16 protein-coding genes are annotated in these 16,573 nt (G+C 60.9%); 3 read left to right on the forward strand and 13 right to left on the reverse strand.

All coding sequences use genetic code 11. From position 1 onward, the window contains the following. Nucleotides 1-677 precede the first annotated feature (677 nt). The 8 genes from QZ409_RS05255 to QZ409_RS05290 all read right to left on the reverse strand — a co-directional run bounded on the left by QZ409_RS05255 (nt 678) and on the right by QZ409_RS05290 (nt 8,906). Nucleotides 678-1,745 carry a glycosyltransferase family 61 protein gene (locus QZ409_RS05255; protein WP_296707538.1) on the reverse strand — a complete coding sequence of 356 codons (1,068 nt, stop codon included), beginning with the start codon at nt 1,743-1,745 and terminating at the stop codon, nt 678-680. A 274-nt stretch (nt 1,746-2,019) separates the two neighbouring features. Beyond that, nucleotides 2,020-2,802: an FkbM family methyltransferase gene (locus QZ409_RS05260; RefSeq protein WP_296707540.1), complete on the reverse strand. Its 783-nt coding sequence runs from the start codon at nt 2,800-2,802 to the stop codon at nt 2,020-2,022. A gap of 430 nt (nt 2,803-3,232) precedes the next feature. Further along, on the reverse strand, nt 3,233-4,276 hold the full coding sequence (locus tag QZ409_RS05265) for a site-specific DNA-methyltransferase (RefSeq protein WP_296707641.1): 1,044 nt from the start codon (nt 4,274-4,276) through the stop codon (nt 3,233-3,235). A 508-nt stretch (nt 4,277-4,784) separates the two neighbouring features. Continuing rightward, on the reverse strand, nt 4,785-5,270 hold the full coding sequence (locus tag QZ409_RS05270; RefSeq protein ID WP_296707542.1) for an NUDIX hydrolase: 486 nt from the start codon (nt 5,268-5,270) through the stop codon (nt 4,785-4,787). Further along, complete coding sequence (locus QZ409_RS05275; protein WP_296707544.1) at nt 5,267-6,268, reverse strand: inorganic phosphate transporter; 1,002 nt, start codon at nt 6,266-6,268, stop codon at nt 5,267-5,269. Before QZ409_RS05275 ends, QZ409_RS05270 begins: the two co-directional genes overlap by 4 nt. 9 nt (nt 6,269-6,277) lie before the next feature. Further along, nucleotides 6,278-6,922, reverse strand: a complete 645-nt coding sequence (locus tag QZ409_RS05280; protein WP_296707545.1) for a DUF47 domain-containing protein — start codon at nt 6,920-6,922, stop codon at nt 6,278-6,280. A gap of 116 nt (nt 6,923-7,038) precedes the next feature. After that, nucleotides 7,039-8,586 (reverse strand): proline--tRNA ligase, encoded by a 1,548-nt coding sequence (proS, locus tag QZ409_RS05285; protein WP_296707547.1) that lies wholly within the window; start codon nt 8,584-8,586, stop codon nt 7,039-7,041. 143 nt (nt 8,587-8,729) lie between these two features. Next, nucleotides 8,730-8,906: a hypothetical protein gene (locus tag QZ409_RS05290; protein WP_296707549.1), complete on the reverse strand. Its 177-nt coding sequence runs from the start codon at nt 8,904-8,906 to the stop codon at nt 8,730-8,732. Between the two features lie 266 nt (nt 8,907-9,172). Here QZ409_RS05290 and QZ409_RS05295 point away from each other — a divergent pair, with 266 nt between their 5' ends. After that, complete coding sequence (locus QZ409_RS05295) at nt 9,173-9,601, forward strand: DUF1772 domain-containing protein (RefSeq protein ID WP_296707551.1); 429 nt, start codon at nt 9,173-9,175, stop codon at nt 9,599-9,601. A 61-nt stretch (nt 9,602-9,662) separates the two neighbouring features. Here QZ409_RS05295 and QZ409_RS05300 read toward each other — a convergent pair whose 3' ends face one another. Further along, the gene (locus tag QZ409_RS05300) at nt 9,663-10,634 is read right to left on the reverse strand and encodes a hypothetical protein (protein WP_296707553.1); all 972 of its coding nucleotides are present in this window, start codon (nt 10,632-10,634) and stop codon (nt 9,663-9,665) included. A gap of 317 nt (nt 10,635-10,951) precedes the next feature. On the opposite strand from QZ409_RS05300, the gene QZ409_RS05305 reads away from it, so the two are divergent. Continuing rightward, entirely contained in the window at nt 10,952-11,947 is a 996-nt protein-coding gene (locus tag QZ409_RS05305; RefSeq protein WP_296707556.1) for a zinc-dependent alcohol dehydrogenase family protein, read from the forward strand. A 23-nt stretch (nt 11,948-11,970) separates the two neighbouring features. Next, nucleotides 11,971-12,846, forward strand: a complete 876-nt coding sequence (locus QZ409_RS05310; RefSeq protein WP_296707559.1) for an ADP-polyphosphate phosphotransferase — start codon at nt 11,971-11,973, stop codon at nt 12,844-12,846. A gap of 27 nt (nt 12,847-12,873) precedes the next feature. On the opposite strand, the gene QZ409_RS05315 is transcribed toward QZ409_RS05310, so the two are convergent. The 4 genes from QZ409_RS05315 to QZ409_RS05330 form a co-directional block, all read right to left on the reverse strand. Next, the gene (locus QZ409_RS05315) at nt 12,874-13,683 is read right to left on the reverse strand and encodes a transglutaminase family protein (protein WP_296707561.1); all 810 of its coding nucleotides are present in this window, start codon (nt 13,681-13,683) and stop codon (nt 12,874-12,876) included. A gap of 319 nt (nt 13,684-14,002) precedes the next feature. Then, nucleotides 14,003-14,392 carry a hypothetical protein gene (locus tag QZ409_RS05320; protein WP_296707564.1) on the reverse strand — a complete coding sequence of 130 codons (390 nt, stop codon included), beginning with the start codon at nt 14,390-14,392 and terminating at the stop codon, nt 14,003-14,005. 108 nt (nt 14,393-14,500) lie between these two features. Then, a complete protein-coding gene (locus tag QZ409_RS05325) occupies nt 14,501-15,880 on the reverse strand; it encodes an ATP-binding protein (protein ID WP_296707566.1) in 1,380 nt (459 codons plus the stop codon). A gap of 1 nt (nt 15,881) precedes the next feature. Next, the gene (locus tag QZ409_RS05330) at nt 15,882-16,568 is read right to left on the reverse strand and encodes a response regulator transcription factor (RefSeq protein ID WP_296707568.1); all 687 of its coding nucleotides are present in this window, start codon (nt 16,566-16,568) and stop codon (nt 15,882-15,884) included. Nucleotides 16,569-16,573 lie beyond the last annotated feature (5 nt).

A 16,573-nucleotide genomic window follows, 5' to 3' on the forward strand; every position in this document is an offset into this window, starting at 1 on the left:
GAAGATGGCGAGATGGCCTTCACCGATTTCGGCATCGAGAACCTGATCGACCTCATCAAAATGCACAAAGACGATCCGACGATCCTGGCGAGGCGATCAACCTGATGCCGGCCGCCTGCGTGCTACGCCGGATGGATACGATGATAGGCGAGCCATTCAGGCAAGTAGCGCGATTCGTTCCTGGCGATTGCGCCGAGCGTGATGGCTTGGTCGCTCTGCGATTTCAGATGCGTTTGAACGACCGATTCATCAGGCGCGATAGCAACGGGGGCAACCGGGACTTCACTGGACATAATATCGAAACCTGTTCCATGGCCTTCAGGAGCTCGCCGAGAATTCGCGCCGCGACAGGGATTCTCTCCCTGCAATGCCCGCTGATGGCCGCCTCATAGAATTTTTCCCGCTCGCCATCGCGACTAGTCAGCAACCAATTAACGAGTTGTTTGTGGAGCTTAAGCCTGATTGCGCCCGCGGAACATAACCGTCTGCCGTCCCCATGCCAAGTGGGCGCTTTTCTGCGTCCACAAGCTTCACGAACCGGCGCGTCAATAGCTCCAGTCTGGAAAGAGCGCAAAACGTTTTGGTCGAGCACTCTCGAGCGGCTCCCGCGCGATAACCGCAGGCATCACGCCGCAGAGCGAGCGCTCGCTCCGGCCGAATTGAACGGGCAGCCGGGATCAGACAATCGCCGTCGATAATTCGGAAGGAAACTCCAGTGCAGAATCCCAAGTATTATGTGTTATTTTCTTTCCGACTTCCCTGACCCGGATATCCTCAAAATTCAAGCGCCGATGCTGCGCGATAAACCAGAAAAACGTATCAGCCATCGTCGACGGATAGAAAATTTTGACTTTCGTCATAGGCGAGCAAAATGCGATATTAGCCATCGCGGCTCCCGCGATGCCGACGACGACCCTGGCTCCTTTGAAACGGGCGACCTGCTCGGAAAAGGAGCAGTTTTCAGGATACAAAACCTTGAATCCATTTTGCTTCATGGTTTCCGCCACACGATCGTTGTCGTGAAAAAAGCGCGTGCTTTGGCTTGACCGCGCCACGAAGAGCTTTTCGTCAGAAAACGGAACTATGTCCTTGGAGATAAAATCGATCGGATTGAACACCTGAGGCGACATATAAACGCCGTGCCTCGTCAACCCCAAAACAATATAGAGGGATTTGAAAAAGCGGGGCGCGCGCGACACCCGTTGAATTTGCTTCGCGCCGACGCCGGCCCGAGACAGCGAGTCGTTGACGACCGCCGCCATTTCCGGACTGCTTTCCTGCATGATCGCGAATCGTACGTCCGCCGAGCGCAAAATCCGCTGAGCAAGGTCAGCGATCGGCAACAACTCCATGAGCCAGTGCCCATAATTTTGCCAGCCCGGCTTGGTGCACAGAACCGTCGGCGCAACAACCGAGTCAAAAGTTCCCCGGAGGATCGCTTCGCGGACTTTTTGTATCGCCTCGTCGACGTGCTTTGGCGCTTGCTGGGTCAGAAAGGCCGGTATTACCGTTCCAGAAGCATCACAGACAACGCCTTCATCAACGACAAAAACATTATTAATTTCAATTAATTGAATTATTCTCTCCGGAATTTTTCCCTTGGCCCACGAGGCCTTCATGCGAGCCAATACATCTTCCGGGATATAAGCTTCATTGATAAGATGCGGATTAGCGACATCGAATGACGGCGACACGATCTCCGCAACAACTTTTCCGCCAAAGCGTTGATCGAATACGTTATTCATTTCATGCGGACCTTTGTTACGTGCGCGCCTACAAATCGCGTCATTTGTCGCTATCCTTCCTCACTGTAGCGATCGTGCATACGCGGCCCTTCAACTCGCCGTCAACTCGCAGCGTATCGCTCCGTCGGGTGCTTTTTGATATGTCTGCCTGCACCAAATTGCAGCAATCATTATATTTTATACAAAACAAAATTTTTTAATACTCACATAAGCTTCATCTATAAATTGGTTAATCCGGCGGGAGGAATATTTTTCCTTACGCCTGAGCTATCTGTTATCTGCGGAAAACATCCCGATCGATCGTGCGACGCGCCGGAGCGGTCAGCGCATCAGCGTCCATTTCGCTCGGCGCCGCGATGAAGTTCCAAATGGGCGTCGCAATCATGTCGTCGGCGCTGCGCATGGGGAAGCCGAATAGGTCGTAGACTGCCAGATTATAGTGGGCAAACAGAGCAAAGAAGTCCTTCACCGTGTAACCGAACGACTCGGGAGCGCTGTTGTCGAACTCGAACGCAACCACAGGGCGCTTTTCCAGCAATTTCGTCGCGCCCCGCAGCGCATCATATTCAGCGCCTTCAATGTCGATTTTCATGAATTTGACAGCTATGTCTGGGGGAACAAGTGAATCCAGCGTTTTCACGTCGACCCCGATCTGCTCGACGGCGGTATTGTTCAGGACTGGACGAAATTTGAGGCCACTCAGACCGCCATCATTGATTTGGCTAACAAAGAATTCGGCTCGGCCTTCCTTCGCAGAAACAGCGCACTCAAAAAGCTGGATGCGCGGCGCAAGGCGAGCGTAGGGCCCTGCCATTGCCTCGCGGACGCTACGGCAGTGCGCAGGTACGGCCTCGACACCGATCACCTTGCCTGTCTCGCCTACGGCCTCGGCGATCTGGAAAAGATGCGTGCCATGATTGACGCCAACATCAACCGCAATGTCGCCGGCATTGAGATGAGCGACATAGATGTCTCTGAGCAAACCTTCAAGGTCTGGCCAGTTACCCTTGTTTGCAGCAAGCATTTTCTGCAAATAGTCAGCATTCGTCGTCAACATATAATCTAATCCCTACTCATTTTTTGAACTTTGCTGACCACTAATATGTTATCGACGTCAATTACGCCACCCGGCGGGCATACCAAAAAACGATGGGACGATTTTTTTGTGAATGCCTTGGGCGACAATTGCTTCGAACCCCCCAGGGCTTCTATGGCTGCATTACCACACAAGCAACCTGCGATAATCTCGTCGGATTCAAATCAAGCAATTCGGCTTCGTCGTCACGGGAACAATGTAGTTCTTGAGGCGTCGATCGAAAGTGTTGATTCATTCGGCGCGCATATCAACGCAGAATCTCGCGATAGGCAAGCGCTTTAGCGGGCACCCGAAATGGCTCCGTCAGCGCGTCAGCCGTCTCCACGCTGTGCTATTGCGCCACGGGCCCAATTGCCGTCTTGCGAAAACGGGAGAAACCACACTCGCGCCTTCACGCCTCGTCGCAATCGCCCCCGCGTGCGCGGAATTCCGCGCGCAGGTCGTCGATGCTGATGGCGGCGCCGTCGCGGCTATACCGCCAGAAGGTCCAGCCATTGCAGGCGGGGAGGCCCTGGGCCAGCGCGCCGATCTTGTGGATCGAGCCGACGATATCGCCCAGCGCAATGGCGCCGTCCGCGCGCACGACCGCCCGCCAGCGGCGCTTTTCGTCGAACAGCTCGGTCCCGGGCGCGATCATGCCGGCCTCGATCAGGCTGGCGAAGGCGACCCGCTTTTCCTGCCTCTTGCCGAGGGGCGTCGAAAAGGCGGATTCCGGCAGGGGCTCGGCAGCGGCGATGCGCGCCGTCGCCGCAGCGATGTAATCGGGGTCGCGCTCGCAGCCGATGAAATGGCGGCCGAGCTTCTTGGCCACGGCGCCCGTGGTGCCGGAGCCGAAAAAGGGATCGAGCACGACGTCGCCTGGTTTCGAGGCCGACATCACGATTCGGGCCAGCAAGGCCTCGGGCTTCTGGGTCGGGTGGGTCTTGCGCCCCGCCTCGTCCTTCAGCCGCTCGGCGCCGGTGCAGATCGGGAAGAACCAGTCCGAGCGCATCTGGCGGTCCTCATTGCCGGCCTTCAGCGCATCGTAATTGAAGGTATAGGACTTCACGCCGGCGCTTTTCGAGGCCCAGATCATGGTCTCGTGGGCGTTGGTGAAACGCCGGCCGCGGAAGTTCGGCATCGGATTGGCCTTGCGCCAGACGATGTCGTTGAGGATCCAGAAGCCGAGATCCTGCATGATCGCGCCGACGCGGAAAATATTGTGATAGGAGCCGATGACGAAGATCGTCGCCTCGGGCTTCATGGCCCTGCGCGCGGCGGCGAGCCAGTCGCGGGTGAAGCGGTCGTAATCGGCGAAAGAGGCGAATTTGTCCCAGTCGTCGTCCACCGCGTCGACTTCGCTCTGGTCCGGGCGGGTGAGTCCGCCTTCGAGCTGAAGATTATAGGGCGGATCGGCGAAGACCAGATCGACGCTGGCCTCGGGCAGGCCGCACATGGCGTCGATGCAATCGCCGGTTAGGATGCGGTTGAGCGGCGGCGCCAATGCGAGGCCGGAATGAGCCTCCGACGCCGGGCGCCGAACCGGCGAAAGTCCAGGACGCGAAACCAGTTTCTGGACTTTTTGACCGGCCGCCCCGGCGCGAAGGATACGCATGTACTCAAAACCACAACGCGACTGACTGACCAGCCGAACTTACGCGCATCGCGGTAAAGAGGCGGTTTAGGCTTAACGCGGGGCTCTGTCTCTTTTCCGAACGGAAAGCTTAAGCAGATATTATCATTACGCTGTGAAAGGACGCCAAAATGCTAAAATACTTAACGATCAATGAATTTTTGGTCGATTCTGGCGAAAAATTGGTAAATAGACCTTTAATATCATCCCGCCTTGACCGCGACTCATCGCGGTCGAAAGGGCGTCGAAAAACCGTCATGCGACGGCGCCCCGTTGATTGGGAAGCGTCAATGAACGGGGCCGTTTAGGCCACAACCTGTGAGCTTGCCTGTTACGCGTCGAACGCTCGCGCAAAAGCCGCGATGACGTCGGCCAGTTCGGGATCCGAGACCAGTTCGACGGCCTCGGCGACCGGGAACCATTGCGTCTCGCGCTCGTGCTGTTCCGGCCAGTGATCGCGCTGCCGCGCGACGCGCAGGGAAAAGACCTCGACCCGACACAGCTCCTCGCCGCGCGAAAACCGCTTGGCGTAAGTGAAATGGCCGATCGGCTCGTCGGAGATGACACCGAGCAGGCCCGCTTCCTCCATCGCCTCGATAGCCGCCGCCGCCGCGCCGCTGCGCCCGGCCATTGGCCAGCCTTTCGGGATGATCCAGCGCTTCGTCTCGCGCGACGAAACCAGCATGATCTCAAGGCCGTCGGTCACACGCCAGGGCAGCGCGGCGAATTGCAGGCGCTCCGTCCCGACCGCGCCCGCGTTGAGGCTTTTGGCCGCTTTCCGGGCCTTTTTCCGGGCCTTCGAGGCTTTTGCGATCATGGCTCCAGCCACCCCCCGCAAGCATAGGCAAGGGCCGCGATCAGTCCCGCGGCCGGCATGGTGAGGACCCAGGCGACGACGATATTCTGCGCCACGTTCCAGCGCACGGCCGAAACCCGGCGCGCCGCCCCGACTCCGACGATGGCGCCGGTGATCGTATGAGTGGTGGAGACGGGAATGCCGAGACTCGTGGCGAGGAACAGGGTCATCGCGCCGCCCGTTTCGGCGCAGAAGCCCTGCATCGGCGTCAGACGGGTGATTTTCGAGCCCATGGTGTGGACGATGCGCCAGCCGCCGAACAAGGTTCCGAGCGCCATGGCCGATTGACAGGAGAGCACGACCCAGAGCGGAACATGAAAGGTTCCGTCGCCGGCGCCATGGGCAAACAGCAGGACGGCAATGACGCCCATGGTCTTCTGCGCGTCATTGCCGCCATGGCCGAGCGAATAGAGTGAGGCAGACACGAATTGCAGGATGCGGAAGCTGGAATCCACCGCGATCGGCGTGACCCGGACGAAGATCCACGACACGGCCAGCATCAGCAGCAATGCGAGATAAAAGCCGAACAGCGGCGATAGGACGATAGCCGCTCCCGTCTTGCTCAGCCCGGCCCAGACGATGGCCGAGGTCCCGGCTTTGGCGAGACCTGCCCCGACCAGCCCGCCGATCAGCGCGTGCGACGAGGAGGACGGAATGCCGACCAGCCAGGTGACGACATTCCAGACGATGGCGCCCGTCAGCGCGCCGAAGATCAGCCGGTCGTCGACGATATGAGCGTCCACAATGCCGCTGCCGACCGTATTGGCGACATGCAGGCCGAAAAAGGCGAAGGCGATGAAATTGAAGAAAGCCGCCCAAAACACGGCATATTGCGGCCGCAGCACGCGGGTCGAGACGATGGTGGCGATGGAATTGGCGGCGTCGTGCAAGCCGTTCAGGAAATCGAACAGCAAGGCGACGGCGATGAGGGTGATGAGAACGACGGAGGCGCCATCCATCGGCTGGCCTCACAAATGTTCGAGAAGAATGCCGCTCATGCGGTTGGCGACGTTCTCGAAACAATCGACGACTTTTTCGAGATGGGAATAGACTTCCTTGCCGACGATATAAGCCATCGGACGGTCGTCCTTATGCGCCTGATAAAGTTCTTTCAGACCCTTCATGTAAAGGACGTCCGATTCCTCCTCCAGCCTGACGATATGCTCATTGGCCAGGTTGATTTTCTGAGCGTTGGAGTTGATGGCGCGCAGCAGCGGCATGGTCTCCAGCGCGATCCGCGCCGTCTCGATGATCAGATCGCCGATGCGGACCATGTTCGGATCGAATTCCGTGACATCGAACAGCTCGATCGCCTTCACGGTCTGGCGCATCTGGTCGACGGCGTCGTCCATGTCGTTGATGAGGCCGTGAATGTCGCCACGGTCGAAGGGCGTGATGAAACTGCGGCGCAGCGCGAGCAGAACCTCGCGCGAAACGTCGTCGGCGTCGTTTTCGATACGGATCACGGCCTCGCACAGGGCCGGAACCTTGTGGCCGCCATCGAGCACGGCGCGCAAGGTCTGGGCGCCTTCAAGGGCGATCTTGGCGTGACGCTCGAAGAGGTCGAAGAACTTCTCCTCTTTCGGCATCAGGGCCTGGAGCCAACGAAGCATGCGCGCCTCCGCGGAAAATGACAGTTTGATGAATCTTTTGTGACAGCCCTTAGGTCGATCAGATCAATAAGTAAAGACCATGCATAGCGGGAATGATCCAGCGCAATTCCCGGCCCTCAATAAGCGCGCGCGATCAGGATCTCCTCGATCGCCGGGCGGCCGGTGAAGACGCAGACGCCGGAAGCGGCCTCCTGCCCCATGGGGACATTGCGCAGGGTCAGCTTCAGCGCCTTGAGACGCGCCTCGACCGCCTCCAGTTCGGCGCCTGTCGGCCGCGCCCAGGGCGCGCGCACCCAGCCCTTGAAGCCGGATTTCGCGTCGTCATCCTCCGAAGCCGCGCCGAAAAATGCCGCGATGACGTCGAAATCCTTCAGATCCGTGCGGATATTGGCGTCGAGCCGGGCCTTCGCCTCGGAGAAGAGATTGGCCTGGATCTCGGCCAGCAGCGCCGGCGCCTGCGCCAGGAAGTCACTGCGCGAAAAACCCTGCGAGATCACCTTGTCGCCGTCGCGCAATTTGTCGCGGCGGATCAGGGTCACATGGTCGGACGCCATGTCGCGTGGGCCGACTTCGAGCAGGATCGGCGCGCCGCGCCGCAGCCAGTCCCAGCGCTTGTTGGCGGAGCGAATCGGCTTCTTGTCGAGTTTTACGCGCAAAGGTTCGCCGAAGGCGGAAAGCTTGCAAATTTCCGCCTCCAGTTTCTCGCAATAGGCGAGCAGCTCGGCGTCCTCGGGCTTGTCGCGCAACATCGGCACGATCACGACCTGCTTGGGCGCGATGCGCGGCGGCAGGCGCAGCCCGTCGTCATCGCCATGGGTCATGATGACGCCGCCGATGAGCCGCGTGGACACGCCCCAGGAGGTGGTGTGGCAATATTCCAGCTCGCCGGTCGCCGATTGGTAGCGAATGTTCTGCGCCTTGGCGAAATTGGTCCCCAGATAATGCGAGGTGCCGGCCTGCAAGGCCTTGCCGTCCTGCATCATGGCCTCGATCGAGAAGGTCGAATCGGCGCCGGGGAAGCGCTCGTTCTCCGGCTTCTCGCCGACCACCACCGGCATGGCCAGAATGTCTTCCGCCAGTTCGCGATAGACTTCGAGCATTTTCAGCGTTTCCTCCCGCGCGTCTTCGCGGGTGGCGTGGGCCGTATGACCCTCCTGCCAAAGGAATTCGGTGGTGCGCAGGAACATGCGGGTGCGCATTTCCCAGCGCACCACATTGGCCCATTGATTAATGAGGATCGGCAGGTCGCGATAGGAGGCGACCCAGCGCCGGAAGGCGTCGCCGATGATCGTCTCGGACGTCGGGCGCACCACCAGCGGCTCTTCGAGTTCGGACGCCGGATCGACCATTAGTTTGCCATCGACGGCCTTGAGCCGGTGATGGGTGACCACCGCCATTTCCTTGGCGAAACCCTCCACATGGCTCGCCTCCTGCGCGATGAAGCTCATGGGGATGAAGAGCGGAAAATAGCAATTCTCGTGGCCGGTTTCCTTGATGCGCCTGTCGAGCGCGGCCTGAACCAGCTCCCAGATTCCCCAGCCCCAGGGCTTGATGATCATGCACCCGCGCACCGGCGAGGTTTCCGCGAGATCGGCCTGGTCGACGACGGCCTGATACCAATCGGGAAAATTTTCTTCGCGGGTGACGGGCAAAGCGCGCTTCATTTTTCAGGCCATTTCGACGATTTCGGAGAGGCGTCACTACTGGACCGAAATCGCGCGCTTTGCAACGCCGCCGCCCGCCGAAACGCGGGCGAGCGGATGTTCCGCCATGGGCCATCATTTTGAGACGATCGGCCCGCTCGGGATCAGCGTTGGCTCTTGACGCCCACCGGCTTGCACCAGCGCAGTTCGCGCGTTTCCATGATGATGCTCCCGGGGCGCAGGGCTTCCGGCGGCATTTCTCCCTTGACGCCGCTTTCCTGGCACCAGGCGAAATGGATCCGAGTGGGCAGTTTGCAATAGATGCAGCGGGTGATCGGCATTGGTCGTCCTCAGCAAAAAGTGTTGCACGCGCCGGCCGGATCGTCGCCGATCCGGTTTGCCCCTGGTCCGCCTCCTCGCCCCGATTGCATTCCCGATTGCCTTGGGCGATTTTCTAATGCTTTGGTCTAAGCACGGATCATGCCAACGCCATGCTTAACGCCCGGTTAACGACGCGCCAGAGCCCTCGCGCGAAAAGGCTTCCGGTCGCGTGGCAAACGAGCTATGACGCAAACACGCGGTTTGCGCGGAAAATCGGAAGCCTTTCATGCTGTTTGCCCTGCTCGCTCTGGTCTTCGCCTCGGCTTTCGCCGGCGCCGCGCTTTATCTGAACCTCGTCGAGCAGCCAGCCCGCCTCGCCCTCGACGACGCCTCGATGATTCGCGAATGGGCGCCGAGCGACCGGCGCGGCTTCGCCTTGCTTGGCGGCCTCGCGCTGCTCGCGGCTTTGTCGGGCCTCGCCGCCTTTGGCCACGGCTCGGACGTGCGCTTCCTGATCGGCGCGCTGCTGGCTTTGGCGAGCTGGCCCTATACCTATTTCGTCATCGTGCCGCTGAACAACAGGCTGCTCGCCGCCTCGCCGGCGCAGCCCGACGCCGACGCCCGCGAGATCGTCACCTTCTGGGGCCTGCTGGAATGGGGCCTGTTCGCCCTCGCCGCCGCCTCAGCCGCGGTCTTCGCCTGGGCTTCGCTTTAACGCCCGCGCGCCTCGGAAGCACCGGGCCCATATCCATCCGGTCAATCGCGCACCGGCGGCTTCAGGTTTGTTTGGACATCGTGAAGTAGCCATGCTGGACGCCGTTAATGGTGACTGCGCCGTTCATCGTGGATTTCATCGGCGTCAAAATCTCGAATTGCCGAACCCATCCGGGCGGATCGTCCGAGAAACTCCAGTCGATGCTGCCAGCCATTGTCCACCATTTCCCGCGATGAGGGCGCATTGAAGCGTCCATCCAGGAAACTTTGCCATTCCCTTCGAAAACAAAATAACCGCTCCAATCGCCGATGACAGCGAGCCAAGTCCCTGGCAAATAGGATTGAAACGCATAATTGACAGCCTCAGGCGACGCTTCAGCTCCCGCGATGATCTTGCCGTCCAGCGCAATCTTGGCGTGAGGCGAAGTCTCGCTGGCCCAAGGCAAAGTCAGGACCTCTTTTTCGCGCTGCCTCTGAATTTCGGGCAATCCTTCCGACGGCATATCGTAATTTGAATCGCGCATGCCCGGCTCTGTGCAGTACTCGCTTTTTCTATACTGCCTCATTGAAACGCCAATGGTCGTAAATCCAACGACCCGGCGACCCGGAAACACCCTGGTCGACATTTCGCAAAGAAAGGACGCGCCTTCATCTCCAGCAGCTGCTTGGCAGCCCATAATCAGAACCGGGGCTCCGGCGTTCAGAAGCCTGTTGATAAAGACCAATGGCGAACTATATTTTCTCCAAAGCTCAGTGAAATTATATCCTTTCCCCGAACTGTCAGCGTCAATTTGACCGGGGGATCCATGGACGTTAATAGCAAGCCTAGAAATCCCACCTGTAACTTGTCCTGCCGCCTGCCCCAATTTCTCACTCAAATCGCCAATATTATTAAACATAAATCCCGCATCCCATCCGGCCTGACCGTGTTCGTTCCCTGCCGGATATTGCAAATTCGTCCCCCCGCCCAAAAGGCGCGCATCCGCGCAAACGCTAAGGGGAACGTTCTTGGAAAAGGCCCAGATCGCCGCCATTGTTCGACCTCGTTTTTGGCCTGCGCGTCCTTCGATAATTCGCGATAAAGGAATTCGTCTGAGACACCCGCTATCCGGACAGGGCAATACTACCGATATTCTTGAAAAATCATGTCGCGGCGTGCGGCGAAAAGCTTGCAGTTATGTATAATAACTCCAATCGTAGATATCGCCGACGTATTCGTCAAGGCAAAGATAATCGCTCCGCAAGAAAGCGGTCGCGTCTCCCCTGGGCCGAAGCGGCCTGTAACGCAGAAAACATTGACAGCAGCGCGCCGACGTCGGGATTATGAGCGCCGAATCCTTGGATGGCAGCCATGTTCGCCATGATTTTGAACCGCATCGGCGCGCCGCTCGAATGGACGGAGCGCCCCGATCCCCTGCCCGGCCCGGGCGAAATCCGCCTGAAGATTTCCGCCTGCGGCGTCTGCCGCACCGATCTCCATGTCGTGGATGGCGAATTGCCGCATCCCCGCCTTCCCATCATTCCGGGCCATGAAATCGTCGGACGGGTGGACCTGATCGGCCCCGGCGTCAGCGGATTCGAGCTCGGCGAGCGCGTGGGCGTGCCCTGGCTCGGCCATACCTGCCAGGCTTGCGGGCCTTGCGTCGGCGGCCATGAAAACCTCTGCGACCATCCCGAATTCACGGGTTTCACCCGCGACGGCGGCTATGCGACCATGGCCATCGCCGACGCGCGCTTCGCCTTTCCATTGGGAGAATCGGGCGCGGACGCCGCGCTGGCGCCCTTGCTCTGCGCCGGGCTGATCGGTTGGCGCGCCTTCAAGATCGCCGGGCGCAGCGCGGGCCGCATCGAGCGGCTCGGCCTCTATGGCTTCGGCGCCGCCGCGCATATTCTCGCGCAGGTCGCGGTGAAGCAGGGCCATCAGGTCTTCGCCTTCAACCAGACCGGCGATACGGCCACGCAGGACTTCGCCCGGAAAATCGGCGCGGACTGGGCGGGCGGCTCCGACGAGACGCCGCCGGAAAAGCTCGACGCCGCGATCATCTTCGCCCCCGTCGGCGCGCTCGTTCCCGCCGCGCTTCGAGCCGTGCGCAAGGGCGGCGCGGTGGTCTGCGCCGGCATTCACATGAGCGACATTCCAAGCTTTCCCTATTCGATCCTGTGGGAGGAGCGGCAACTCGTCTCGGTCGCCAACCTGACCCGGCGCGACGGCGTCGAATTCCTGCGCCTCGCGCCGCAACTCGGCGTCGAGACCACCACCAAGATCTACCGGCTCAAACAAGCCAATGCCGCGCTCGCCGACCTGCGCGCGGGCGCCTTCGACGGCGCCGCCGTGCTGGTTCCATAATGCCGGGGGATGGAAAAATGGCCGTGACGAAATTCGCAATCGACACCAGGAAATTCCGCGTCAAGGAAGGCGACAAGGTCGATCTGGCGGACTGGCCGACTCTGGTCGATCCCGTCTATCGCGACAAGGACGATTACCACGCCCTTCTGGCCAGCCAGATCCTTCGGCTGAGCGATCTGCAGCAGAAGCTCTATGCGCATGACCGCGACTCGCTGCTGCTGATTTTTCAGGCCATGGACGCGGCGGGCAAGGACGGCGCGATCAGCCACGTCATGTCCGGCGTCAATCCGCAGGGCTGTCAGGTCACGTCGTTCAAGCACCCGAGCGGCATCGAACTGGAGCATGATTTCCTGTGGCGCACGACGCGAGAACTGCCCGAACGCGGCATGATCGGCATTTTCAACCGCTCCTATTACGAGAGCGTCCTCATTCTGCGCGTCCATCCGGACCTGTTGAAGGCCGAAGGGTTCGATCCGAAAAAGGCGGACGGGGATTTCTGGCGCAAGCGGTATCGCTCGATCGCCGATCTCGAGCGCCATCTGGCCGCCAACCACACTCATGTCGTCAAAATCTTCCTCCATCTCTCCAAGGAGGAGCAGCGCAAACGCTTCCTCGCCCGCATCGACGAGCCGGAGAAGAACTGGAAATTCTCGCAGGCCGATATTGAGGAGCGCGGCTTCTGGGACGATTACCAGAAGGCCTATGCGAAATGCCTGTCCGAGACGAGCACGAAGGAAGCGCCCTGGTTCGTCGTCCCCGCCGACGACAAATTCTCGGCGCGGCTGATTGTCGCGCATATCATGCTGGAAAGGCTGGAATCGCTGAACCTCGCCTTCCCCAAGGTGAGCGAGGCGCGAAAGAACGAATTGCAGGCGATCCGCGCCCAATTGAGCGAGTGACGTGGCGCCGACGGACGCAGCGAAAGATCAGTCCGGGATTTCGTCGACCCAAACCTTGAATTCGCGCAAGGTCTGCGCGCCGAAAAAATGCACCAGCGGCGTATCCGCAGCGTCGCGGCCCTGCGACATCAGGATCCGGCCCGTGCGCGGCGCATTGTTACGCGGATCGAACACCCACCAGCGGCCGCCGAGAAACACTTCCATCCAGGCGCAGAAATCCTGCGCCTCATAGGGCAGCGGCAGGCCGACGTCGCTGATGTAGCCGCTGCAATAACGCGCTGGAATATTCAGTCCGCGCGCGAAAGTAATGGCGAGATGGGTGAAGTCGCGGCAGACGCCGGTGCGCTTCTGATAGGCTTGATAGGCGGTAAGGGTCGGATTGGCCTGATCATAGCCGAAGCGGATATGATTATTGACGAAATCGCAAATCGCCTGGACGCGCGCCCATCCCGGCGGGAACGAGCCGAACAGCCGCCACGCTTCATTCGACAGCAGATCCGTCTCGCAATAGCGGCTGCCGAGCAGAAACTCCAAAGTATCGGCCGGCAGGTCGGCGATTTCATGCTGGACCGCCTCGGTATTGACCGGATCGATCGCCCGTATTGCATGAAACACGGTATCCGATTTGATGCGGATCAAGCCGGGCGGCGCGACAAGGCGCGTGCAGAGATTGCCGAAGCCGTCGATATAGGTGTGCTGCGGCACGGCCGGCTCGGTGCGTATATAATCCGGCTGTTCGAGCTGCGCGGCTTGGCGCTGGTGGACGTTGAGCAGACAGATGATCGGCGTGACCGCCGAAGTTTCGTAGGCCATGTCATAGCCGATGCGAAGGCGCATTAAAAATCCTGACCTTGAAACGAAATTCCCGACCCGCCAACTGGAACATAGCAGTCTTCAGAGCCGGCGGCGCGACCGCGCGACGATATCCGTCACAATATTACGCGATCCAGGCAATTTCATCTAACGCAACCTTGTCGAAAATACGATTCCTTTAATTCAATTCACGCCACAGCCCTTTAAAGCGTTCAAAAACACAATAAACAGCCAACAAATGCTCAAAAATGAGGCGGCGGACCATATGGTCCGCCGCCTGGAAGATCGAATCGCCCTGATCGCCGAGGCAATACCAGGAGACTCAGGAATAACGCCAGGAGAATCAGGAATTGAGCTTCCAGCCGCCAGCGGCGCGGCAGGCGGTTCCCTTGCCGACCTGCGGCCGTCCATTGACGTAAATGGTGTGGCTGATCTCGCGGCAATCGCCAGTCGCGGCGCCCGGCGCGACATAGCCATAGGCGCCGTCGGCGCCGCGCCAAGTCTTGCGTTCCCCGGAATTCAGCGCCTCGATCTCCGCATTATTGGCCGCGGTCCGGCTGACGGCGTCGAGGCTGCCGCCAAGCGAGCCGCTGGCCAGCCCCGTATAGGGCGGCGGCGGAGCGACAGCAGCGGCGGCCGCCGCTGGGGCGGTCGCCTCGGGCGTGGTGGTCGCGCAACCCGCCAGGGAGACGAGGAGCGCGCAGGCCAGGCCGGCGCGGGCCAGAATCATCACGGCAAACCTCCAGAACAATAGGGATCTTGAATTCGGCGGCATATTAGACGCCGCCTTCCAGGGACGAAAGACGAAAAGACTAAAAAATCACGGCGGGTCAATGCGGGGTCAGTCGCGCGGCAAAGCGGGCAGGACCAGCCCGGCGCGCAACCCGCCGAGCGGCGAACTGCTCAAGTTCAGCTTGCCGCCATAGGCCCCCGCGAGATCGACCACAATGGACAGGCCGAGCCCCGAGCCGGGCTTGCTCTCATCGATCCGCCGTCCACGCCGCAAGGCTTCGTCGCGGCGGTCGGCGGCGAGGCCAGGCCCGTCGTCGTCGATGGTCAGCTCGAAGAAGAGCCGGTCGCTCCCGCTCGAAGGCAGGGCCTCGGCGACCACCCGCACCTCGCTTTTCGCCCATTTGCAGGCGTTGTCGATGAGATTGCCGGCCATGTCGTCGAAATCCTGCTTCTCGCCCCGAAAGCGCAAATCCTCGGGACAATCCACAGCGAGGTCGATCGCCGGATAGATCTTGCCAAAGGCGCGCGCCATGGCGGCCAAAGCCTGCGCGGGATCGGCGGCGGCCCCGATCGCCCCGGCGCGGGTCGCGGCGCGGGCGCGGTCGAGATAGAATTTCACCTGGTCGCTCATCACCTCGGCCTGTTCGGCGACCTTGCGCGCGAGAGGCGTCTGCTCGGAATCGGCCTCGTTGACGATGACGCTCAGCGGCGTTTTCAGCGCATGGGCGAGATTGCCGACCTGAATGCGCGCCCGCTCGACAATCTCGCGATTGGCCCCGATCAGCAGATTCAGCTCCTCGGCGAGCGGCGCGATCTCCTGCGGAAATTCGCCGGCGACGCCCTCGGCCTGCCCGCGCCGCACGGCGACGACGTCGCGCCGCAGCTGGCGCAGCGGGCGCAGGCCATAGCGCACCTGGAACGCCATGGCCGCGACGAGCAGCAGCGCAAGCAGGAAAAAGGTGACGCCAATGTCGATTTCGAATTGCGCGACCTGCCCATCCACAGTCTGGGTCGTCGCAGCGACCTGCACCAGAAAATGGCCCTGGTCGCCGGCGTTGATGACACGCTCCAGCATCCGCAGCGGCTTGTTGTCCGGCCCCGCTATATTGCCGCGACGGCGCCCCGCCTGCCCGGGTTCGGCGGCGGATTCCGGCAGCCTTTGCAGGCGGCTGGCGAACAGCGAGCGCGAGGCGCGGATGTCGGTCGGGCTGACGTCGAGCCGGGTGATCTGCCAGTACCAGCCTGAAAGCGGCAATTCGAATTGCGGCTCGGCCAGCTGGCCGGCGTCGGACGCGTCGTCACGGGGAGAAGCAATGTCGGCGACGAGGGCGCGCAGATAGACGCCGAGCTGCTCGTCGAGCGCCGCCTCCGCCGTATCGCGGTGCAGGGCCGTCAGGACAAGCCCCGCCACGGTCAGGATCACCACGCAGGCCGCCGCCGAGGAGACGAACAGCCGCATCGCGATCGAGGTGGCGGCGAGTCGCCTCATGTCAGCGCGTCGGAGCGTGGTCCGGAGCCGCGCCCGGCTCCAGCATGTAGCCGAGGCCGCGCACGGTCTGGAGCACGTCCACGCCGAGCTTCTTGCGCAGCCGTCCGATGAAGACCTCGATGGTGTTGGAATCGCGGTCGAAATCCTGATCGTAGAGATGTTCGACAATTTCGCTGCGCGAAACCACCCGCCCGGAATGGTGCATCAAATAGGCCAGCAGGCGGTATTCATGCGAGGTCAGCTTGACTGGCGCGCCGGAGACCAGCACCCGGCCCGAACGGGTGTCGAGCGAAACCGGGCCACAGGTCAGCTCGCTGCTGGCGTGCCCGGTGGCGCGGCGCAGCAGGGCCCGCAGGCGGGCCAGAATTTCCTCCATATGGAACGGCTTGGCGACATAGTCGTCGGCGCCGGCGTCGAAGCCCTTCACCTTCTCGGACCAGCCGTCGCGGGCGGTCAGGATCAGCACCGGCATGGCCCGCTCCGCCTTGCGCCAGGCCGCGAGCACGGCGATGCCGTCCATCTTCGGCAGGCCTATGTCAAGGATTACCGCGTCATAAGGCTCGGTGTCGCCGAGAAAATGGCCCTCCTCGCCGTCGCTCGCGGAATCCACGGCATAGCCCGCGTCTTCCAGCGCGGCGACCAGCTGGCGGTTGAGGTCCTTGTCGTCCTCTATCACGAGAAGGCGCAATCGAA

Origin of the sequence: Rhodoblastus sp. (assembly GCF_019449565.1) — a bacterium.
Classification (GTDB): domain Bacteria; phylum Pseudomonadota; class Alphaproteobacteria; order Rhizobiales; family Beijerinckiaceae; genus Rhodoblastus.